19 protein-coding genes are annotated in these 21,171 nt (G+C 37.6%); 5 read left to right on the top strand and 14 right to left on the bottom strand.

What is annotated here, in order from left to right:
- Positions 1 to 2: 2 nt before the first annotated feature.
- Positions 3 to 1,250: a TolC family protein gene (locus tag ACLS0A_RS00360; protein WP_416081957.1), complete on the bottom strand. Its 1,248-nt coding sequence runs from the start codon at positions 1,248 to 1,250 to the stop codon at positions 3 to 5.
- A 193-nt stretch (positions 1,251 to 1,443) separates the two neighbouring features.
- Between ACLS0A_RS00360 and tesB the strand changes: the two genes are divergently transcribed.
- Positions 1,444 to 2,307, top strand: a complete 864-nt coding sequence (gene tesB / locus ACLS0A_RS00355) for an acyl-CoA thioesterase II (RefSeq protein WP_416081956.1) — start codon at positions 1,444 to 1,446, stop codon at positions 2,305 to 2,307.
- A gap of 8 nt (positions 2,308 to 2,315) precedes the next feature.
- Positions 2,316 to 3,194 carry a ferritin-like domain-containing protein gene (locus ACLS0A_RS00350; RefSeq protein ID WP_416081955.1) on the top strand — a complete coding sequence of 293 codons (879 nt, stop codon included), beginning with the start codon at positions 2,316 to 2,318 and terminating at the stop codon, positions 3,192 to 3,194.
- 44 nt (positions 3,195 to 3,238) lie between these two features.
- Here ACLS0A_RS00350 and ACLS0A_RS00345 read toward each other — a convergent pair whose 3' ends face one another.
- Genes ACLS0A_RS00345 through ACLS0A_RS00315 form a run of 7 tightly spaced genes read right to left on the bottom strand, consistent with a single transcriptional unit; the run spans position 3,239 to position 10,176 of the window.
- The gene (locus ACLS0A_RS00345; RefSeq protein WP_423105252.1) at positions 3,239 to 4,330 is read right to left on the bottom strand and encodes a lytic murein transglycosylase; all 1,092 of its coding nucleotides are present in this window, start codon (positions 4,328 to 4,330) and stop codon (positions 3,239 to 3,241) included.
- Between the two features lie 26 nt (positions 4,331 to 4,356).
- Entirely contained in the window at positions 4,357 to 5,160 is an 804-nt protein-coding gene (locus ACLS0A_RS00340; RefSeq protein ID WP_416081953.1) for a glycosyltransferase family 2 protein, read from the bottom strand.
- Positions 5,160 to 6,044 (bottom strand): glycosyltransferase family 2 protein, encoded by an 885-nt coding sequence (locus ACLS0A_RS00335; RefSeq protein WP_416081952.1) that lies wholly within the window; start codon positions 6,042 to 6,044, stop codon positions 5,160 to 5,162. The genes ACLS0A_RS00340 and ACLS0A_RS00335 overlap by 1 nt, the downstream gene beginning before the upstream one ends.
- Positions 6,037 to 7,224: a hypothetical protein gene (locus tag ACLS0A_RS00330; RefSeq protein ID WP_416081951.1), complete on the bottom strand. Its 1,188-nt coding sequence runs from the start codon at positions 7,222 to 7,224 to the stop codon at positions 6,037 to 6,039. Before ACLS0A_RS00330 ends, ACLS0A_RS00335 begins: the two co-directional genes overlap by 8 nt.
- A complete protein-coding gene (locus ACLS0A_RS00325) occupies positions 7,224 to 7,997 on the bottom strand; it encodes a glycosyltransferase family 25 protein (RefSeq protein WP_416081950.1) in 774 nt (257 codons plus the stop codon). The genes ACLS0A_RS00330 and ACLS0A_RS00325 overlap by 1 nt, the downstream gene beginning before the upstream one ends.
- Positions 7,998 to 8,012: 15 nt before the next feature.
- Positions 8,013 to 9,194 carry a lipopolysaccharide biosynthesis protein gene (locus tag ACLS0A_RS00320; RefSeq protein WP_416081949.1) on the bottom strand — a complete coding sequence of 394 codons (1,182 nt, stop codon included), beginning with the start codon at positions 9,192 to 9,194 and terminating at the stop codon, positions 8,013 to 8,015.
- Positions 9,184 to 10,176 carry a polysaccharide pyruvyl transferase family protein gene (locus ACLS0A_RS00315; protein ID WP_416081948.1) on the bottom strand — a complete coding sequence of 331 codons (993 nt, stop codon included), beginning with the start codon at positions 10,174 to 10,176 and terminating at the stop codon, positions 9,184 to 9,186. Before ACLS0A_RS00315 ends, ACLS0A_RS00320 begins: the two co-directional genes overlap by 11 nt.
- Positions 10,177 to 10,326: 150 nt before the next feature.
- On the opposite strand from ACLS0A_RS00315, the gene ACLS0A_RS00310 reads away from it, so the two are divergent.
- On the top strand, positions 10,327 to 11,079 hold the full coding sequence (locus ACLS0A_RS00310) for a YdcF family protein (RefSeq protein ID WP_416081947.1): 753 nt from the start codon (positions 10,327 to 10,329) through the stop codon (positions 11,077 to 11,079).
- A 64-nt stretch (positions 11,080 to 11,143) separates the two neighbouring features.
- Here the strand turns inward: ACLS0A_RS00310 and ACLS0A_RS00305 are convergent, their stop codons facing one another.
- From ACLS0A_RS00305 to metF, 6 genes are all read right to left on the bottom strand, one after another.
- On the bottom strand, positions 11,144 to 12,328 hold the full coding sequence (locus tag ACLS0A_RS00305; RefSeq protein ID WP_103852625.1) for an NRAMP family divalent metal transporter: 1,185 nt from the start codon (positions 12,326 to 12,328) through the stop codon (positions 11,144 to 11,146).
- A 41-nt stretch (positions 12,329 to 12,369) separates the two neighbouring features.
- Entirely contained in the window at positions 12,370 to 13,110 is a 741-nt protein-coding gene (gene pxpA, locus ACLS0A_RS00300) for a 5-oxoprolinase subunit PxpA (protein ID WP_416081946.1), read from the bottom strand.
- Positions 13,097 to 14,029, bottom strand: coding sequence for a biotin-dependent carboxyltransferase family protein (locus ACLS0A_RS00295; protein ID WP_416081945.1), 933 nt, complete (start codon positions 14,027 to 14,029; stop codon positions 13,097 to 13,099). The genes pxpA and ACLS0A_RS00295 overlap by 14 nt, the downstream gene beginning before the upstream one ends.
- A complete protein-coding gene (gene pxpB / locus ACLS0A_RS00290) occupies positions 14,026 to 14,676 on the bottom strand; it encodes a 5-oxoprolinase subunit PxpB (RefSeq protein ID WP_416081944.1) in 651 nt (216 codons plus the stop codon). The genes ACLS0A_RS00295 and pxpB overlap by 4 nt, the downstream gene beginning before the upstream one ends.
- Before the next feature lie 179 nt (positions 14,677 to 14,855).
- Positions 14,856 to 16,232, bottom strand: a complete 1,377-nt coding sequence (locus tag ACLS0A_RS00285; RefSeq protein WP_416081943.1) for a YdgA family protein — start codon at positions 16,230 to 16,232, stop codon at positions 14,856 to 14,858.
- A 149-nt stretch (positions 16,233 to 16,381) separates the two neighbouring features.
- A complete protein-coding gene (metF, locus tag ACLS0A_RS00280; RefSeq protein ID WP_416081942.1) occupies positions 16,382 to 17,263 on the bottom strand; it encodes a methylenetetrahydrofolate reductase in 882 nt (293 codons plus the stop codon).
- A 188-nt stretch (positions 17,264 to 17,451) separates the two neighbouring features.
- On the opposite strand from metF, the gene ACLS0A_RS00275 reads away from it, so the two are divergent.
- Both ACLS0A_RS00275 and yegQ read left to right on the top strand, forming a co-directional pair.
- Positions 17,452 to 19,482 carry a hypothetical protein gene (locus tag ACLS0A_RS00275; protein WP_416081941.1) on the top strand — a complete coding sequence of 677 codons (2,031 nt, stop codon included), beginning with the start codon at positions 17,452 to 17,454 and terminating at the stop codon, positions 19,480 to 19,482.
- Positions 19,483 to 19,637: 155 nt separating this feature from the next.
- Positions 19,638 to 21,008, top strand: coding sequence for a tRNA 5-hydroxyuridine modification protein YegQ (yegQ, locus tag ACLS0A_RS00270; protein WP_416081940.1), 1,371 nt, complete (start codon positions 19,638 to 19,640; stop codon positions 21,006 to 21,008).
- Positions 21,009 to 21,171: the final 163 nt, after the last annotated feature.

Below are 21,171 nucleotides of genomic sequence, written 5' to 3'. Positions count from 1 at the left end.
AATTATTTTCCATTAACCCATTTTCTCAATGTACCTTGAGAAGAAAGATAATCTAATACAGAATGGCGTAATTGATATTCAGAGTTCACTTTGCTTAATTGCGCTGAAAGCAATTCATTTTCTGCGTTCAACAACTCAAGCAAGGTTCTTTTAGCAATTAAAAATTGCAACTTGTAGAACTCAATCACTTCTTCTTGGGTTTTAATCTGATTATTCAATGTCTTAATATGCGCTTGGTATTCTGACAAATTCAACAACGCTAACGATTTACGCTCTTCAATATCAAGATTTGTTTGTTCTAAATTACTTTCCGCCAACAACAAGCGCTCTGCACGCTCTTGCACTTGGTAAGCACTTTCTGGATTATAAACATCCCAAGACATATTCAAATAAACCACTTGATCATCACGAGTCGCTTGCCCAACAAGATCTAATTTTGGTAAACGTTCCGCTTTTCTCGCTTCCAATTCTGCATTCGCATCTTCAATTTCAGAATGAGAAACTTGAATGGTCGGATGAGCATTTTTATCAGAAGAATACTTTGCAACGAGTTTTTCAGCATTCAAGCCGTTAAAAGGATTAGAAATCCTTTTAAGATCAATAGCACGACCTGAATAGCGTTTCAATCTATCCACCATTGTTTTTAATTCTCGTTCTGTGCTATTAATTTGTTGCTCAATCGCATATTTTCTTGCTTGAGCTTGCACAACTTCGGAACGGCGTCCTTCATCATAATCAGCGATTACATCAATATCATTTAATGTACTATCGATACGCACTAAACTTTGCTTCAACACATTCAATGTTTCCGTAGCACGCAATGCCATTAAATATAATTCTGTAATGGTATAACCCAATGTTTCCTGCGTTTCATCAATTTTATAACGATAGGTCTGCTCTGCTTTTTCCGTTTGTTTTACACGCTTTTCAACTGCACCAAAAGAATAAAGATTTAATGAAAGTTGTGCACCAGGGGTAAATTTAGATGACTTATTTTCTGTATAACGATGATTTTGGTGCATATTTTGCTGAGCAAAAACAGACAATCTAGGTTGATGGCCTGCTTGCGCCTGTTTTACTTTAGAATTAGCGATTTTTTGATTGGCTTGTGCGGCTAATACTTTAGGATCTTTTTCAAAGGCTTTGCGGATAACACCTTGTAATTGCGCAGAATCAGCCCACGCACTTCCAGCCACTAATGATAAAAATAAAATTTGAACCTTTTTCAAAGGAAATACCGATTTTTTCATAAACACTCTTCCTAAGCGAATTAAATAATAATTTGGTTTTTATCTAAAAACATAAAATAAATCTGGCGAAATATACCACAATAGTATCCAAAAAACATTAACTAATACCAGAAAATAGGGAAAAAGATACTTAGCGTTAAGAAAAAATTCCCGTAAAATACACCGCACTTATTTTTATTAAAAGGTAGATAAAATGTCTGTGGTACTCAACCAGCTTATTGATTTACTTAAGCTAGAACAGCTTGATGATTTTCTCTTTCGTGGACAAAGCCAAGATTTAGGTTTGCGCCAAGTGTTTGGCGGGCAAGTGGTGGCGCAAGCGCTTTCTGCGGCGATTCAAGTTGCGCCGCAAGATCGTGTGTTACATTCTTGCCACGCCTATTTTCTTGCCCCTGGGGATAGTCAGCACCCGATTATTTATGATGTGGAGGTGTTGCGTGAAGGGCATCATTTCACCGCAATGCGAGTGAAAGCCATTCAGCATAATCAAGCCATTTGCCACATTACCGCGTCATTTCAAATGGAAGAAGAAGGCTTTAATCACCAATCTTCAATGCCAAATGTTGGCGAGCCAGACAGCTTTATGGCTGAAAGTGTGGCATTGCAAAAATTGGCACAATATATCCCAAAGCCAATTCGCGATAAATTTACTGCCGAGCGTCCTTTTGATATTCGTACTCAACATATAAATAATCCTTTTCAAGGCACGCTCTTACCACCCGAGCAATATGTTTGGGTGAAAGCCAATGGTGAAGTGCCGCACAATCGCGCCATTCAGCAATGTTTGTTGGCGTATTTTTCTGATTTTCATCCGCTACTCACTGCCCTCCATCCACATCAAAAAGGTTTTTTAGAAGCGGGAATGAAATTAGCCACTATTGATCATTCCATTTGGTTTCACCGTGCTGGGGATATTAACGATTGGCTACTCTACGCCATTGAAAGCCCTAACGCCTTTGGCGCAAGAGGCTTATCACGCGGACAAATTTTCGATCGTCAAGGGCGTTTAATTGCCACCACACAGCAAGAAGGTTTAATTCGATTTAGCGAAAAATAAGGAAAAAAATGACCGCACTTTTAATGACACAACTTTGGGATCAAGTTACGCACGCCTTACAAGAAAAAGATCCCGCGAAAAAATGTGAGCAAGTAAATGCCCTATATACCGAGCTTTTGCCTCGCATTGAGCAAGCTGAATTAGCGGACTTCCCAACAGTAAAAAAAGATCAAGAAATCGCTGCTTTTCCTGATAAGCCGAAGTTGGTCGCACCGCACGCCGTGCCAAAGCGTTCTTTTGCCACCGAAGAGGGCTATGCCGCTACTTTGCACGCCATTGCGCATATTGAATTTAATGCGATCAATTTAGGCTTAGATGCGGCTTGGCGATTTTCTCGTGAAGCAGAAAAAGAATTAGGCGAAGGATTAGCCTTTGCGCGTGATTGGTTGCGTGTTGCGTATGAAGAAAGCACCCATTTTACTTTAGTAAACAATCATTTAAAAACCTTAAGCTATGAATATGGTGATTTTGAAGCACACGCTGGATTATGGGAAATGGCACAAGCCACCGCACACGATATTTGGGAACGAATGGCATTAGTGCCACGGGTTTTAGAAGCTCGAGGATTAGATGCAACCCCAGTTATGCAAGAAAAAATCGCACAGCGCAAAGATTTTGAGGCAGTCAAAATTCTAGATATTATCCTACGTGATGAAATTGGCCACGTGGCCATTGGAAATCATTGGTATCACGCTCTTTCTGCCAAGCGTGGGCTGGACGCAATGCAGTGTTTTAGCGATTTATTGCGTAAATATCGCATTGTCATTTTCAAAGGGGTAATCAACACCGATGCCCGTATCCAAGCCGGTTTCACTCAATTTGAATTGGATTGGATTTATGAAATTGAACAGACGCTAAAATCTCATATTAAGGAGATGAAGGGATAAAATTTTCCCTTCTTCTCATAGGAAAGAAGGGAAAAATACTTATCTTACTCCCCCACTCTCGCCCTAATACGATCTGCAAACATTCCAATACTGACCGCAAAATAATTGGAGCGATTCCAATCAAGCAAGGTGCGGAAGTTGTTTGACACCAAGAATGCACGTCCATTTTCACCATCTGGTTGCACAAGCCACAATGTTGTGTGAGAAAGTGCGGTGAGATTTTGTGTACTTTCTGAGTTGAACGATTTGAGTTCAACGCCCTGCGCTTGCCAATCTTGCAGTGAGCGCGCTTTGTGCTTTTCAATGCCTGCTAAACTTGGGCTAATATACTGATTTAAACGCACTTCCACGCCCCACGGCAATTTATCGTCCCAACCGACAGTATGCAAATAACGAGCGATAGAAGCGAAAACATCATAATGATTTTTCCAAATATCTTTCTCGCCATCACCATTACCGTCCGCTGCATAGCTCAGGTAAGAACTTGGCATAAATTGCGTTTGCCCCATTGCGCCAGCCCACGAACCTTTCATTTTATGGCGCTGGATATGGTCACGTTCTAACATTTTCATTGCGGCAATAAATTCTTTACTAAATAACGGCTCACGGCGGCCATCAAAGGCAAGGGTGGCTAATACAGAAAGCACATCATAATAACCTTGATAATAACCAAAGCTACTTTCCATTCCCCATAGCGCCATTAAATATTCTTTTTGTACGCCAAATTTTTTGCTCGCCTTTTCTAATTGCGGTAATTGTTCCCAATAGCGCTGTTCGGCAACATTCACCTTATTTGTGGTCAGTACGCGATTAAGATAATTCGTTACCCCATTAGGATTGAATACTCTTGGTTCATTCGGGTTACGTTTTTTTATTTTCCCCGCTTGTTGTTTATCCAATGCCACTGCTTTAGGAATATATTGAATATTTTGTTGTGTATTTAGCACCGCACTTGAAACCCCTTGTCCAGCGGCTTTGGCTTTTAAAAATTGTACATAATCATCAAAATTATTTAATGTACGAGGTTTATTATATTGAGTATTTTCACTTATTGCCTTAATAGAATGACTACTTGAACAAGCAGATAATAAAACCGCAGAAAATAATGAAGTAAAAATTAATTTTTTGTTAAACATTGGCTTTCCTTAAAATAAATAAAATATTATTTACGTAAAAACTTATAGATGATTTTTAATAATGAAACAGGTAATAAACGTGGTAAAACACGCAATAAAAATACGATAAATCCTGAAATCGTGGATTGTAATTTAACGTTACGTTTGAGTTTAAATAAATTCCACTCACATTTTGCTTGCGCTAAGCCGCGGCGGCGAGAAACCATTCCATTGCCTACGCGAGCATACACTAAAATATCAGGCAGATTCGCCACATTTTGCGGATATTTCGCCACCAAGTTTATCCATAAATAATAATCTTCCTGAATATCTTGATAACCCCCAGCAGCGAGTACGGCAGATTTCTGATAAGCCACGGTCATATGGTTGAAAGGGCTGCGCGTTTTTGTGAACTCGACAATTTCTTTAGGTTGAGTTGGTACATTGCGATAACTCACAATGTCTTGCATATTCTCGCCAAATTCAGCAATTTGTCCGCCAAAGATGATGGTTTCAGGATTTTGCTTGATGAAATTTACTTGTTTTTCAAAACGTTGTGGATCGCAAATATCATCGGTATCCATACGGAAAACCCATTCGTTGGCACAATGCAACAATCCTTCATTTAACGCTTTGCCCAATCCTTGATTTACTGGCAGCTTCACTAATTTTAGCGGTAAAAATTCTGCAAAATTTTGCACCGCACTTTCTAATTCGGGCGTAACGGCACCGTCAAACACTAAGACAATTTCATCTGCGGGCAAGGTTTGCGTGCGCAAGCTTTCTAAACATTCACGCAAGAATTGTGGATTTTCCTTAATATATAAGGACATTAAAACTGAGAACTTCATTAAATAAACCTTTTCAAATGAATAGCTAATTTCGGTGAAATAAAAATAATGATCGCAATAATCAGTTGTTTGATATTTTTGCTTAATTTAAACATTTTCCAATAATAAATTCCTGCTTTGCGCGATAAATTCATAATATACGGATAGGCAAGCATATAAAGTGAATTTAGAGTAAAGTTTTTATGTTGGATTGGTGTTTTCACATAATTCTTTTCAATAAAATCGATTGCTTGTTCTGTATTAGTTAAATTGGTTGAAACACTGGAACGTTGGGTATGAAAAGTACATTCTGTTAAAGCCTGATCGACATAGAGTGCTTTTAATTCAGGTGATGAAACCACTTTTAATACAAATTCATAATCTTCTAAAGATTTTAATTGCGTTGAAAGCCCACCTAAAGCTAAAAAGAAAGATTTTTTAATCCCAATCATCGGCATTCCACCAATTTTATTGGCTAATAAAATATTATCTAATGTGAGATCTTTTTGTTGTGTAAAAGGGTGAGTAAAATAGCTAAAATTTTCATTCACCATCACACATTTTGCTGGGTGGTAAATAAAATTTACTTCAGGATTTTGCGTAATTTTCTGCGCTAAAATCTCACATTTTTTGTTTTCAAAACGATCATCATCATCTAAAAATAACAGCCAATCTTGCGTTGCATTTTTTGCTCCAATATTACGGCTTTCCGCCGCACCTTGGTTTTGCTCATTACGAATAACGGTTACACGAAAAGGATAATCTTTTTCTACCACCACTTTTTCTTTCGAGCAATCATCAACAATAATGACTTCAAAATTATGCGCACTTTGTTGCGTTAAACTCGCTAATAAAGCAGGAATTTCTGTTTGTCGATTATAAGATGGCACAATAATACTAAACATTTTGTTTTCCTTCTTTTCTAAATAAGAAGAGATTTTTCCCTTGTTGGCCAAATAAAGATAATAACATTAGCAACACTAGCATTATGCCAGGAAACGCATAAGTATCTGCTTTAACATTTAATACAGAAAGTATAAATAATGTGGATAAGGTAAATAACCAACTTCCATTAAACCAATTTAATGCTATTTTACGCACAAAATAAGCAGTAAATAAAAAACAAACTGATAAATAACCAATGCCACCATAAAGTAATTGGCGTAAAAAACCGCTATCTGTTAATCCATAATATTTTCCATTTGGCATAATATATCGTCCATCGCCCCATAAAATTTGTTTTAATTCTGGGATAAATAAATGGCGCTTCATTAATGTGTCTGTTGATGAACTACTTAATCCTTGATGATTAATCAAATTAATCAATGGTTCTAATGCGTGGGCGACATAAGGATTTTTAGGGTAATAAAGTGCCAAACCCAAACAGAGTAATCCAAATAAGCCTAAAGCTGGCAAGTATTTCCATTTAAAATAAATGGCGATACTAGCAATGGAAAGTAGTAAAAACGTTCTGCCTGAAATTAATCCAATACATAAAATTAAGAATAAATACACCACACTTAATTGATTATGTGCTTTGTTATAAGCTAATAAAAAATGTAATAAAAGAATGTAAAAAGCACTTAATTGGAAGAATGCCGATGACGTAATATTATATAAACGATACTCTTGCTCTGAACCATAAAAACGTAGCAATACAATATTGGTTGAAAGAGCAAGTTCTGCCATAAAGCCAATGCCCATTAATGCCGTCACACCGACAATCCATTGAACAATAATACCAATTTTTAAATCTCTAATAAGCAGTGCTTTTCCATTGTTATTAAAATAAAAAACATTATAAATTCCAATAGCAAAAATAAACAAAATTAAGATTTTACTATATTGCAATAATACAGAATAATCTTGCGTGTGGTGTACTAACATTGGAATTGCACTTAACGCAATTAGAGCGATAATTGCGATTAGGCTATCTAACGGGATAAAAATACCTTGTGGGCGTTGTTTTTTTACTACTTGATAAGCCAAGTAAATGAGCGAAATACCACCCATAAAAAATGCCATTCGGAAAAAATGGAATAGCCAAGGATCATAAAGATAAAATAAATTGACTAATGCCGACATTATTTTCCACCTTTTAGATTACGCGTTATAGCAAGTAATTTTTTTAATGGATATTTAATTAACTTTTGCCAAAAATGATGTGTTATGCTGCCACGCACATTTTCTAAATTGCTCATTAATTTGGGATTTTCAATCGCCAATAAAGGGCGAACCACTTGCGTATCTAAAGCAAATTTATTTTCAAATAAAATATAATCATCTGCCAGCCAATAAGGTTTTTCTTCGGCTAAAAAGGCTTTCACTGCAGATTTTTTAATTAAATAGGCTACCGTACCAGCAAAATAGTTACGATAAGGATAAGCGTAGCAAAATGGCGATCCCGCAATCTTATTACGTAAAAATGAAAAGGTTGTTGGATAGTTAATTTCTAATTCAGAATGATTAAAATCATCAATTTTAGATTGGCCAATAAGAATAATATCTGCCTGAATATTTTCTTTGAGTAAACAATCTAAATGATGCTGAAAATCTTGATTAAACAACGCATCATCTTCACAAATTAAACAATATTCATCGTCTTGAATATTTTCATCATTGGCAATTAAACGATATACAGCCAAATGGCTTAATGTACAGCCAATTTCACCTTTGGTAACCTTTCGTCCATAACGCTCAGAAAACTTCTCTTGATCATAAAGTGCGGTGAGATTTTCTGGCGTTTCTTGCATCGTATTAATTGCACTAAACAACGTGAAATCTTGGGTGTTTGGCTGAGCAAAAAAGAGTTCTCGGCGTTGATGATCTTTATCTAAAGAAATAAGAAATTTTTTCATTTTATCCAACTTAAATTAGTTATTCGTCTTTATAGGGAATTTATAATAGTAAATGAGTGAAATCATTAATCTCACTAAACTTGCCCCTATTAACGCATAAGCCACCCCATACAATCCTTGATTTTGGAACGCAAAAAATAATCCCACTAAAACAAGAATAGAAATAATCTGACGTGTAAATAATAATACTTGCTTACCTAAAATCAGCATATTTTGTGATAATAACCAAGAAAGCCCTGCTAATAATGAATTAATAATAAACCACAATAATACTGGGGCAACTTCAATATAAGCATTACCAAAAAATAAATGAATAACAGGTTCAGCTAAAAATGGCACAATTATCACCGCACTTATTCCCATTAAAAGAATAAGCCCTAACACCGCACGAATACGATTTAGATTATTGAGTAAACCCGAATAATAATAATCTATTAGCATATTTATTATACGAGTAAGCAAGGCATCAAAGGCAATGCAAACCGTATATAAGCCTAAAGTATAATTTCCCATTAAAGCGACAATTAAAAAACGGTCTAAATTTACCGTTGTTGCGCCAAAGGTTTGTAGTAAGTTTTGTTTTAGCCAATTTTGGAAGAAATAATTCGGTACAATGTTCTTTATTTCCGCTTTCTGCTTAAACTGTTTTTCTATTTTGCTAAGGGCATAAAGTGCAAATAAAGCTTGTATGCAAGTTAAAATGGTTAAGAGCTGAACAATTTTGTCTAAATGTTGTTCGCCAAAAAGGAAATAATAGCCGCCATATAAGCCCACGGCTAAAATTGGTTGCTGCAAAGAAAGTAGGCGATAAATAGATAAATTAGCATCAATTTTACTTTTTTCTAAAGTAATCGTAAAAATAGCCGTTAAAATAACATTTAAAATAAATAAATAATGAAATGACGTAATATTAAAGAATAAAAGCGAAAGACTGGATACCAATACCGAAAATAATAAAAAAGCAGAAAAATAGTAACGCCAATAATGATATTGGTTATTTCGCATACAAAGGGCGAGAGAAAACCCAACGCCGCCTGTCACAATGGTTACCACATAGGTTACGGACGTAATAAAAAGCTGCAACGCACCACGTTCTTCAACTGCAAGCAAACGAGCAAGCAAAAAGGAACTCACCATTGTGAGTCCCGTGGTTAAGAAAGTGGTAATCAACAGTTTTGCAAAGGATTTATTCTTCATAAACTTTCACGAAATCAAGGCCTTGAGTCCATTGGCGATAATAGCCTAAATTTTTGCCATAGGAATTATCACAAACTTCATTCGGGATTTCTAACAGGCAAGAAAAAATATGTCCGTGCAATCGGCTTGTTATCACTAAATCATAGTGTTGGAAAATGCCTTTACAGCGTTCAATTACCGCCAAACTGTGGTGATACCATAAATTATTCACAACATTTTTTAACCAAGGCTGATGAAGTTTATTCGCGACTTTCGCTAATCCACTACAAATACGCTCATAATATTTATCTTGTGTGGTGAGAATATCTTCCCAATCTTTTACTTCAGCATTGGCTGGCAATGTGGCTTGGATATTTTTTTCCAAATGGCTTGCTTCAATATCCTTGCGTAAAAAATATAAGGTTTTTTCTGCCGATTTTTGCACCGCACTTTGGCTTTTGAATCTTTGGTTTTTTAATAATGCTGAACCATAAAGTTGATGGGCCATATCAGGCGATAGAAAAACCTTATCAGAAAACTGATCTTTCATTAATTGATAAGTTGCCTGATCGCGCGCAAATAAATAGCAATCTTTATGGGCGGAAAAAATGGCTGCCGATTTTTCTTTCGCTTCGGAATTAGAAAAATAAGCTGTTTGTGGCATTACAATGATGCGATTATTCGGGAACGCTTGCACTAAGGCTTCGCGCATTCCTTGAATGGCAGGGTAGAGATCACCAAAATTGCCGCCGCCGTGGCATACTAAGGTGGTATTTGGTTTAACATATTTTTTTACTTCATCAAGATCGAAACTTTGTAAGCAACGTCTTAATCGAATATTAATTTGATAATCCTGAAAAAACGCTTCTGTTCCCGCATAAATGAGTAAATCCCCCACGTTTAAATGGAGCGGATAATCAAAATACAGCACATCATTTTTATCCGCGATTACATCAAGGATTTGCTTTAAATCTTGTTTAAGGGAAACTAAAATTTCGTTCATTGTTAATCATCTTTCCTATAAAGCTGCTTATCAGCGTAAAAGAGCTATTTTAAAACAGAATGCCCCATAGTTCCAAAAGGATTGAGTATCTTTACAAAAGATTACAAGCCCTTTATGCTAAGCGGCAAGTTGTCTAGCTCAAGATTATTTATGTATTCACTCACCAAACTTATTACCGCCATTATTCTTCCGCCATTTAATGTCTTGATTTTATGGATTTTTTCTTTATTTTTTGCGAAGAAACAATATAAAAAACTGAGCTTTGCTTGCGGTCTTTTAGGCATTGTCATTTTGTATGTGTTCAGCATTCCTTACACTGCACAAAAATTGCAAGATAGCCTAGCAAAACAAACACCGCTCAGCCTTGCCGATTATAAAACGGCGCAGGCAATTGTGGTGCTAGGTGGCGGTTTGCGTGATAGTAACGAATTATTTGGCAGCCTTGCTGTGCCTGCAATCCCCCTTGAACGTTTGCGTTATGCGGCTTATTTACATAGAGAAACTCAGCTGCCGATTTTGATTACTGGCGGAACGCCTAATGGCAATTCTGAAGCCAAAATAATGGCAAAAGAGCTGCAAGAGTTTTTCCATACGCCAACTCAATGGCTAGAAGAAAAAGCGAAAACCACCATTGAAAATGCCCAATTTACGAGGGCGTTATTAGAAAAAGAGCATATTCAACGTATTATTTTGGTCACCAACCAATGGCATATGCAACGCGCAAAATTCTTATTTGAAAAGCAAGGGTTTAGCGTTCTTCCTGCAAGCGTAGGCAACGGCGTTACGCCTGAAAGTTATGGCTTAACACTAATGCACTTTATCCCACAAGCCAGTGCAATGCCAGCTAATATGCAAGCGTTGAAGGAATGGATTGGTTATTGGAAAGAGAAATTCTCAAAATGAAAAAAATAACAAAAACAAAAAGTGCGGTGAAAAATCACCGCACTTTTTCTATGGATAAAAATAATTAAGCCATTAAATTACCAATATATTTTGATAAAGTCATAATACTTAACACCGCCATTAAAATGACTACCAATGCCCCCGCCGCCGTCATCCAAACAGGGTGTTTGTAGTCCCCAACAATTTTACTACGATGTGCCGCAAGTAAAATTAATCCTAATGAAATTGGAAGAATTAATCCATTTAATGTTCCAACAAAAACAAGCACTTGCGCAGGTTTCCCAATGGTTGCAAGCACGGCAGTGGAAATCACAATAAAGACAATAATCCAGCAATTTCTATGCTTAGCAATAAATGGGGAGAAGGTAGTTAAGAAAGACACAGAGGTGTAAGCCGCGCCGATCACAGAAGTAATTGATGCTGCCCAAATCACAATTCCAAAAATAATCAACCCGATATTTCCTGCAACGTGAGAAAATGGCGTTGCTGCTGGGTTGGCAGGATCAAGTTTTACCCCTTGAGAAACCACACCAAGCACGGCAAGGAACAGCACGACACGCATAATTGAGGCGATAAGAATGGCTGAAATAGAGCTTTTACTCACCTCTTTCAACGAATCTTTGCCTGTAATTCCGGCATCTAATAGACGATGCGCCCCAGCAAAGGTGATGTACCCCCCAACGGTTCCACCAACAAGGGTCACAATCGCAATCACATCTAATTTTTCTGGCACAAAAGTATGTACCACCGCATCAGCAACGGGCGGATTCGCATTCACTGCCACATAAATGGTCAGTGCGATCATCACAAAGCCCATCACTTGTGCAAAGCGATCCATTATTTTTCCTGCTTCTTTAAACAAGAAAATACCAACAGCAATCGCACCACTGATAATCGCCCCCGTTTCTGCTGGCAAGCCGGTTAGGATATTTAGCCCTAACCCCGCACCGCCAACATTACCAATATTAAAAGCAAGCCCGCCCATAACGATCAATACGGCAAGAAAATAACCTGCTCCGGGTAAAACCGCATTTGCAATGTCTTGTGCCTTTTTTTCCGATACGGCGACAATTCGCCAAATATTTAGCTGAGCCCCAATATCCAACAAAATGGAAAGTAAAATCACAAAGCCAAAGCTGGCGAATAAGGTTTGGGTGAACGTGGCAGTTTGCGTTAAAAAGCCTGGGCCAATGGCTGACGTTGCCATTAAGAACGCGGCTCCCAGTAATGCACTGCGGTTTTTAATCATAAAGTACTCCTGTATATTTTTGTTATTAATTGATGTTATGTTTAATTTGATTTCAGTTGAATGTTGTGTTCCGTCAAAGCCTGACGAATTTTTTCAGCAAAAGAAATGGCGTGTTCACCATCGCCATGTAAACAAATGCTATCGGCTTTAATTGGCACTTCTACGCCATCAACACTTGGCACAGTGCCTTGTAACACCATTTGTAGCACTTGGCTGATGGCTTCGTCATCATTTTCTACCATTGCATCAGGGCGGGTACGCGGCACTAATGAGCCGTCCGCAAGATAATGGCGATCGGCGAAGACTTCTGAAATCACCCCTAAGCCTTGTTGCTCCGCCACTTGCAACATTAAACTGCCCGATAAGCCCATTAATTTCAGTTTAGGATCAAAGGCTTTTAGAGTTTGTCCGATTAGGTTGGCAAGCGCTTCGTCTTTTGCCGCTTGGTTATATAACGCACCGTGCGGTTTCACATAAGCCAGTGGCACAGCTTCCGCTTCGCAAAGGGCTTTGATTGCACCAAGCTGATAGAGCAGACAGGCTTTCAGCTCTTCATCGGGCAGTTGCATATTGGTGCGGCCAAAATTTTCGCGATCAGGAAAACTTGGGTGTGCGCCTACTTGCACTTGGTTTTCTTTTGCCCAACGAATGGCTTTTCGCATTTCGTTGAAATCTCCTGCGTGTAAACCGCAAGCGACATTTGCTGAAGTGACAAGTTGCAATAAGCGTTGATCATTACCGCAGCCCTCTGCTAAATCCACATTTAAATCAACGTGTTTCATTTACTTTTCTCCTTATGCGAGCTAAATAATCTTGGTTTTGTTGATAACGTTCACGTGCTTCCTGATGAGAAATCACGGAAAAATGTACCGCACTTTCTAACGCATTTTGTGCTAAACGCCCGAGATCCGCTTCGATCACACAAGCTATTTTTGGATAACCGCCCGTAGTTTGCGTGTCCGCCATTAAAATAATCGGCATTCCGTCTGGTGGCACTTGCACCGTTCCCATTGGTGCGGCGTAAGAAAGCATTTCCAGTGGCTGAGTGAGATTGAGCTTTTGCTCTCCGCTGAAACGATAGCCCATTCGACTGCTATTCTTTTCTAATCGCCAAGGCTGGTTTTGAAAAACTTGCTGACTTTGTGCGGTGAAATGGTCAAATTCAGAGGAAGGCACGAGATGAATTTTATTGGTAAAATCAATAGGTTCAATACTGATCGTAGAAAGGAAACTATCGCGTTTGCCTGTGGCTATATTATCTCCCGCACGCAATAATCGCCCTTGATAACCACCAAATCCTGCTTTGAGATCGGTGCTGCAAGAGCCCAGCACTTTCGGCACATTAAAACCACCTGCTACACAAAGATAAAGGTAATTTCCCATTGTAATCCGTTTAACCGTTAAACGCTGGCGTGCTTTTGCAGTGTATCGCCAATAAGCATAAATTGGTTGGTCATCAAGGTAGGCTTCACATAATGCACCGGTGAAACAAAAAGGCGTATCACAATCGAAAGTTAGGCTAAAACCGCCTAGTGTCGCTTCAATGGCTGGGGTATTAGGCTCGTTTTCCAGCAAAAGGTTACCTGCCTGTAATGCTAAGGCGTCCATTGCTCCTGCGTGTCCAATGCCAAAATTGCGAAAGCCAAAACGCCCTAAATCTTGGATATGGGCGAAGCCATACATATTTTCAATATAAATCATAGGGTTATACTCTCCGCCACAAATTTTACGTTATCGCCAGCCATTAACAACACTGGCGGCTCTTGGCGAATATCAAATAATGGCATTTCCGTTCTGCCAAGTAATTGCCAGCCACCTGGTGAAGTGAATGGATAAACGCCAGTTTGACTGCCACCAATGCCCACTGAACCTGCGGGAACTTTGGTTCTTGGCTGTTCTCGTCTTGGCGTATGCAAATTCTCAGGTAAGCCGCCTAAATAAGGAAAGCCCGGCTGAAAGCCCATCATAAAAACGGTGTAAGTAGGGGCGGTGTGGCGGCGGATAATTTCTTCAGGCGTGGTGTGATGAAATTTTGCTACATCAAATAAATCTTCGCCAAATTCACCACCATAATGCACGGGGATTTCAATTAATCGGCTTTGGCGTGTTTCTGTTTGCTGTTCGCTTTGTTGCCAATAATGTAAGGCTTGTTGCTCAAGTGCGGTGGGATTTGTGTCAAAATGATAAAACAGGGTGAAATTGTTCATTCCTACCACCACTTCTTGCACATTGGGCTGCTGACGCATTTGTTCTGCAACAAGCCAAATACGTTGTTGCTTTTGTAGCTCCGCAGGGGGCGGTAAAGAACAAAGAAGAGAGCGTTCACTGGTTAAGGAAAAAGTTAGCATACATAACCCTCGCTTGTTAATGAGATGTTATTTTTCTAACGTTATTTCAACATACTGTCAAGGGAAAAATTAAGAATTTTTCTTAAAATAGAATTTATTCAAATTTGATAAGTTATTTTTGCTGAAAATAAAGCCACTTAATTATTCGTTAAGTGGCTTGAAAGTTAATAAAAATGATATTAGTAAGCCATCATCAATAGCATAATTGCCATTTTCATATCATTCTCTGACATTTCTTGATTGTTAAAAATTAATTTTTGCTTATCTTTATCTAACAAAATTTTAAAGTTAGCTTGATCATCTTTTAACATAAGGAAATTATTGCTTCGCATTTCTGTGAGATATTGCTCAACTATATTTTCAACTTCTTGCTCGGATACCTGTTGTGTTCTTGGGTTTATTGCAAAGATATTTTTAACGAATTGAACTAACGCTTTTTTCTCTGATTCCGCACTGATTTTAAAGCTATCGAAGGCATCGAAAACTTTTTCATTTTCTAATGCACTCTGAAACGCTTGGCTTAAAGCAATTTTTACTTCAGCATCAAAAGCTTTGCCTTTATCATTGAAAAGCTCAAGTTTATCAATATCTAGCACAGGTTGGTTGGCTAAAATTTCTTTTTGTATTTGGCTAAGAACCTTATCATTATTGAAATCACTTTCATCAAGTTCATTTAAGCGATTTACCGCATCGCCTAAAATATGATTTACTGCACCTTTGAATTTTAATCCCGTAAGCACTTTATTATCAACTAAGATATTTTTAACAGTATAATCAAAGTTCGTATCAATAAAGCCATTTTTCTCATTGATTTTATTTTCAATATCAATGTTATCTAACACAAGATCGAGATTATTTTCAGCTTTGTGCAAGGATATTTTTTCAATTGAAACATCTGTATCACCTTGATAAATATTTTTCCATTGCGTTGGTAAAATATGTCCTTTACCTTTTAAATTTTCTATCAGTAAACGATCTTTATCATCAATAATTAAAGAAAACTTACTTACATCAATTTCAGATTTTCCATAGCCCTGCTGATCAACGTCAAATTTTCCGTCTAAATTCCAAGCCATTTCAACTTGATCAGCCGTTTTATGAGCCACATCGGAATAAACTTTCCCTTTAATCTCTTGACCATAGCTCATTGTTGTGACTGTTCTTAATGGATTTTTGCCATTGGCAACGAAATAGGCTTGGGTATCTTGCGTTTTTTCTACTTCTGTATCCGCAGAAAATAGCGCAAAAGAAAAGTCATTTAAAGTGATAGGTCCGTGGTGAATTTTCCCTACAAAAGGAATCGTTCCATTTAAGTCCTCACCTTTTATTTCAAGTTGATAACGTACATCAGAACTAAAAAAACCACGATCTAAAACGGCATCTTTAATTTGTACGGAATAGCCAGTATCAGCGAAGGATTGCTGTAACTGCTGATTGCTTAATTGAATGTAGTCGATATATTTTTGTTCGGCGATTTTTCCTGTGTACCACGCACCGCCGCACCAAGCACCGCCAAGAATGGCGATTAACCCAACTGATAAAACTGATTTTTTCATTACATTTCCTTTTAAATAAAATTTGCAGAAAAATAGCATAATTAGCCGTAAATCGCAAAAGATAGTAGGAAAATAAAGTGCGGTGCTTTTTTAGAAAATTTTTATATTGAAAGCAAAAATGGGGCTCTCCCCCATTTTTGTTTAATGAATTATTCTGGACGCACGCCAAGTGTGTGGCAAATGGCGTAAGTGAGTTCGCTACGGTTGAGCGTGTAGAAGTGGAAATCTTTCACCCCTTCACGAGAAAGTACGCGCACCATATCCATTGCGATGCTCGCCGCAACAAGGTTTCTAGTGGTTTGGTCGTTCTCCAATCCTTCATACATTTTTGCCATCCACGCTGGAATTTTCACATTAGTAATCGCCGCCATTTTTTGCAACTGTTTGAAATTGGTAACAGGCAAGATCCCCGGCACAATCTCCGCATCAATACCGATAGAAGCACAGCGATCACGGAAACGTAAATAGCTGTCAATATCAAAGAAAAATTGAGTAATAACGTGATTTGCACCTGCATCAATTTTGCGTTTTAAATTGATTAAATCCGCTTGAGCAGATTTTGCTTCGGGGTGCACTTCAGGGTATGCCGCCACGGAAATATCAAAATCAGCCACGGAACGTAATAATTCTACTAAATCTGACGCATAAAAAGGCTTTTTATCATATCCAGCAGGCTCATCACCGCGCAACGCCACAATGCGGCGAATACCACTATCCCAATAATCTTGGGCAATTTTTTTCAGTTCTTCTGGCGTGGCGTCAATTCCTGTTAAGTGTGGGGCTGCTTCTAATCCTGTTTCTTGTTTAATATGTTTTACCACACTGTGAGTGCGATCACGCTCCCCTGAATTTGCCCCATAGGTGACGGAAACGAATTTCGGTTTTAGCACTTTTAAACGATGAATGGAATCCCATAGAATTTTTTCCATATTTTCATTTTTTGGTGGGAAAAACTCAAAAGACACGTTGATGTTGCCGTTAATGCCTGATAAGTGGTTGTTTAATGTATCAATTTCTTTTGCATAGCTCATAGGCTTCTTCCTCTGTATTTTTATCCGTTTAGACTGCTGTACGGCTATAACATTAAAGATAAAAGGGTGCTGTGTCAATTTCAAAAAATTTCATTATTTTATGAAACAAATTCATAGCAAAGCTCTTATCGCTCGCTTATAAATCCGCTATACTTCTGAAAAATCAATCCCTAAAGTTAGGAAAGTCTATGAATAAAAAAGTAAAAATTGTTGGTTCACTATCCTTGATTGCTGCCACATTAGCTTTAGGCGCGCAAATTTACACCAATCATAAAATTGATCAAATTCTGCAAAAATTCCCTTATTCACTGCAAGATAAATTTCAGTTGGACGTGCTTGAGCAAAAGAAAAATTTCTTCAGTCGCGAGCTTATTCTCAAACTTTCTAATGATGAATCCAACACGTCTAGCGAAATTATTCAAACAAAACTCACCGCACTTCCTTTTGCGGTGCTTGCAGATTCTGCCCTTATCCCAAGTTTTGTAAAAGAATTAAATAAAAATTTTAAAGTTACTATTGATAAAAATAATATCACCAGTAAATTTTCTGTTATTGGAGATTATTTCCAATCAAATATTGACACCCAATTTCGCGATCTTGCTAACAAATCACAATCTTTAGTAATAGAGCTAAATTTTGAACCTAAAAGTCATCTAATGGAAATTCAAAGCCATTTATCTGGCTTTAATTATGATGCAAACTCAAAAATTAACGATTTAACTGCGAGTGCTACGCTTATCCCTATTGATGATAATCAATATGATATTGAAAATGTTTCCCTTCAACTTAAAGACGGTGATATTTATTTCTTAAATGGGGATAATACAAATATCAAACTACAAAAATTAGATTATAATTTAGATAAATCTTTATCTGGTAGAAATTACAACTTAAACACTAAAATAAACACTGATGGGATAACTATTACAGATAAGAATCCTAAACACGCTGAAATTCAGTTTAAAAATGTAGCATTCCAACTTGCTCAAAAAGACATTCCAAATCAACTTAGCTATGCAAAATTATTTCATCTGCTCAACAATAAAAATGAGCTAAACACGGCGGAAATTATCAATCAGTCTTTGGACTTACTATTTAAAAATAAAGAAAGTGAAGTCAGCTTTAATTTTGAAAATTTAACCTTAGCACATAAAGAAAAAGATAAAGAGATTTCTTTTGATAACTTCTCTTCTTCCTTCAAAGGAAATTTTTCTGACTTATCACAAGTACAAAGCAACTATGCTTTCGCATTAAAATCTAGTCAAAGCAAAGAAGAAAACAAACCTTTTAAAATCAAAGGCATACAATTTGAAGGCAATAATAAAAATGTTAATCTTGCCACGCAACTTGAATTGTTAAAATCAAATATTCAGATTTTTTCAAAAATCAAACCATCAGAAAAAAAACAAGAAAATACCTCATTAGAAAAAGAGAAAAATACTTTTATTACCCACTTAAAAACGCTTTCACAGGATTATAATCAATCCCAAGAGGTGCTATTTAAAATAGATGAATTGACTTTAGGTGATAATATCGAACTTAAAGGAATAGAAATCGGAGCAAGTGGCGTTGTTTCTGAAGATAAGCAAAATAATGAGAACATTGAGCTTACCCTAGCAAGCTATGTGAATAAAAAAGATCAGTTCCAATTAAAAAATGGAAAAATTAGCCTTCCATTTACAGCAACAAATGTAGGTTCAATTATTCCTTTAAATATTTGTAATAACCTTATCTATCAAGCAGCTTGCACTAAATATCTTAGTGTCAATGATTATACTGACTTAATCATTTATCAACCAATCAAAAATATCGCTATTAATATTGAACAGGCAAAAATAAATGGTGAAATAGATACCTACCCTTCTACATCGCTGACCCCATTTGAAGGAAAACTCAGCTTAAAATCAGGGATATTAGAAGATCAAAAAGATAAAAGATCTTTCGCTTTATTATTAGAAAAATGGAAAAATACAAACATTGATCTTTCTTTCGCCTTTGCCAATAAATTATTTAAAGAGAATTTATTGAAAGATAAAAACTCAACTTCGTGGTCATTAATTAATGATTGGGTTAATCCTGAAGGGCAACTTAATCCTTATTTAAAAGAAAATGGTGATAATTACACCATTGAAATAAAAAAAGAAGGGGAACAAACTTGGATTAATGGCGAAATATTCCCTCCAACCAATGGGGAAAATTTAGCCCCAGAACAACAATAATTGCCTTTATTAAGTGCGGTGAAAAAATTCACAAAATTTCCACCGCACTTTTTCTCTCTTTACTTTACAAATCACAAAATCCCCCTACAATAACCGCCTTTACGCATTTACCTTGAGTGAATGCCTGACTTGTAATCAGACACAAAGAGAAATTTATGACAACCACATTCAAACCCGAACTGCTTTCACCCGCAGGTTCGTTAAAAAATATGCGCTATGCCTTTGCTTATGGCGCTGATGCCGTTTATGCAGGACAGCCACGTTATAGCTTGCGTGTGCGCAACAATGAATTTAACCACGCCAATTTGAAAATTGGGATTGATGAAGCCCACGCCCTCGGCAAAAAATTCTATGTGGTGGTGAATATTGCACCGCACAACTCCAAATTAAAAACCTTTATCAAAGATCTTCAGCCTGTGGTAGAAATGAAGCCTGACGCGTTAATTATGTCCGATCCGGGGCTAATTATGTTGGTGCGAGAGCATTTCCCTGAAATGGATATTCACCTTTCTGTGCAAGCCAATGCGGTGAACTGGGCGACGGTGAAATTTTGGAAGCAAATGGGCTTAACCCGCGTGATTTTGTCCCGCGAGCTTTCCATTGATGAAATTGCTGAAATTCGTCAACAAGTGCCCGATATGGAAATTGAAATTTTCGTCCACGGTGCGTTATGTATGGCCTATTCAGGGCGTTGTTTGCTTTCAGGTTACATCAACAAGCGTGATCCCAACCAAGGCACTTGCACCAATGCGTGCCGTTGGGAATATTCGGTGGAAGAAGGCAAGGAAGATGAAGTGGGCAACATTGTTGGCAATGAAATCCCAGTGAAAAATGTTGCACCAACCTTGGGCGAAGGACAAACTACGGACAAAGTCTTCTTACTTGCAGAAAGCCAGCGTCCAGAAGAAAAAATGTCTGCCTTTGAGGACGAACACGGCACTTATATTATGAACTCAAAAGATCTGCGCGCCGTGCAACACGTTGAAAAACTCACACAAATTGGGGTTCATTCACTAAAAATTGAAGGGCGCACTAAATCTTTCTACTATTGTGCAAGAACCGCACAGGTGTACCGCAAAGCCATTGATGATGCCGCAGCGGGCAAACCATTTGATGAAAGCCTGATGGACACGCTAGAAAGCCTTGCTCACCGTGGTTATACCGAGGGTTTTTTACGCCGCCACACCCACGATGAATACCAAAACTACGACTATGGTTATAGCATTTCTGAGCGTCAGCAATTTGTCGGCGAATTTACCGGTGTGCGTAAAGAGGGCTTGGCCGAAGTGGCGGTAAAAAATAAATTCTTACTTGGTGACGAAGTGGAATTAATGACACCAAAAGGCAATATCGTGTTCAAAATTGAACGTATGCTAAATCGCAAAGGGGAAGAAGTAGAAGCAGCGCTAGGGGACGGACATTTTGTTTTCTTAGATGTACCAGAAGATTTGGATTTAGACTATGCCTTGCTAATGCGAAACTTGGTGAACGCCAATACGCGCAATCCGCACGCAGAAAGCAAATAATCACATCACTTGGCGAGCGAGTTAGCTCGCCTTTTTCTTGGCTTGGTTTAAACTTTAATAAATTATTACAAATTTGTTAATAAAATGTTGCAAATTACATTTTTCCTTGTATAATGCCGCCATACCCTAAAAAGTATGACTCCAAATATTTTCAGCCCTTCTT

Origin of the sequence: Avibacterium volantium (assembly GCF_049366555.1) — a bacterium.
GTDB lineage: Bacteria > Pseudomonadota > Gammaproteobacteria > Enterobacterales > Pasteurellaceae > Avibacterium > Avibacterium volantium_A.
The sequence above is the reverse complement of the archived record's forward strand: the minus strand, read 5'-3'. Positions and strand labels throughout refer to the sequence as shown.

What these genes read in the sequence shown, in the direction of transcription:
- ACLS0A_RS00360 (WP_416081957.1), bottom strand. Translation starts at nt 1,250, where the DNA reads ATGAAAAAATCGGTATTTCCTTTGAAAAAGGTTCAAATTTTATTTTTA.
- tesB (WP_416081956.1), top strand. Translation starts at nt 1,444, where the DNA reads ATGTCTGTGGTACTCAACCAGCTTATTGATTTACTTAAGCTAGAACAG.
- ACLS0A_RS00350 (WP_416081955.1), top strand. Translation starts at nt 2,316, where the DNA reads ATGACCGCACTTTTAATGACACAACTTTGGGATCAAGTTACGCACGCC.
- ACLS0A_RS00345 (WP_423105252.1), bottom strand. Translation starts at nt 4,330, where the DNA reads ATGTTTAACAAAAAATTAATTTTTACTTCATTATTTTCTGCGGTTTTA.
- ACLS0A_RS00340 (WP_416081953.1), bottom strand. Translation starts at nt 5,160, where the DNA reads ATGAAGTTCTCAGTTTTAATGTCCTTATATATTAAGGAAAATCCACAA.
- ACLS0A_RS00335 (WP_416081952.1), bottom strand. Translation starts at nt 6,044, where the DNA reads ATGTTTAGTATTATTGTGCCATCTTATAATCGACAAACAGAAATTCCT.
- ACLS0A_RS00330 (WP_416081951.1), bottom strand. Translation starts at nt 7,224, where the DNA reads ATGTCGGCATTAGTCAATTTATTTTATCTTTATGATCCTTGGCTATTC.
- ACLS0A_RS00325 (WP_416081950.1), bottom strand. Translation starts at nt 7,997, where the DNA reads ATGAAAAAATTTCTTATTTCTTTAGATAAAGATCATCAACGCCGAGAA.
- ACLS0A_RS00320 (WP_416081949.1), bottom strand. Translation starts at nt 9,194, where the DNA reads ATGAAGAATAAATCCTTTGCAAAACTGTTGATTACCACTTTCTTAACC.
- ACLS0A_RS00315 (WP_416081948.1), bottom strand. Translation starts at nt 10,176, where the DNA reads ATGAACGAAATTTTAGTTTCCCTTAAACAAGATTTAAAGCAAATCCTT.
- ACLS0A_RS00310 (WP_416081947.1), top strand. Translation starts at nt 10,327, where the DNA reads ATGTATTCACTCACCAAACTTATTACCGCCATTATTCTTCCGCCATTT.
- ACLS0A_RS00305 (WP_103852625.1), bottom strand. Translation starts at nt 12,328, where the DNA reads ATGATTAAAAACCGCAGTGCATTACTGGGAGCCGCGTTCTTAATGGCA.
- pxpA (WP_416081946.1), bottom strand. Translation starts at nt 13,110, where the DNA reads ATGAAACACGTTGATTTAAATGTGGATTTAGCAGAGGGCTGCGGTAAT.
- ACLS0A_RS00295 (WP_416081945.1), bottom strand. Translation starts at nt 14,029, where the DNA reads ATGATTTATATTGAAAATATGTATGGCTTCGCCCATATCCAAGATTTA.
- pxpB (WP_416081944.1), bottom strand. Translation starts at nt 14,676, where the DNA reads ATGCTAACTTTTTCCTTAACCAGTGAACGCTCTCTTCTTTGTTCTTTA.
- ACLS0A_RS00285 (WP_416081943.1), bottom strand. Translation starts at nt 16,232, where the DNA reads ATGAAAAAATCAGTTTTATCAGTTGGGTTAATCGCCATTCTTGGCGGT.
- metF (WP_416081942.1), bottom strand. Translation starts at nt 17,263, where the DNA reads ATGAGCTATGCAAAAGAAATTGATACATTAAACAACCACTTATCAGGC.
- ACLS0A_RS00275 (WP_416081941.1), top strand. Translation starts at nt 17,452, where the DNA reads ATGAATAAAAAAGTAAAAATTGTTGGTTCACTATCCTTGATTGCTGCC.
- yegQ (WP_416081940.1), top strand. Translation starts at nt 19,638, where the DNA reads ATGACAACCACATTCAAACCCGAACTGCTTTCACCCGCAGGTTCGTTA.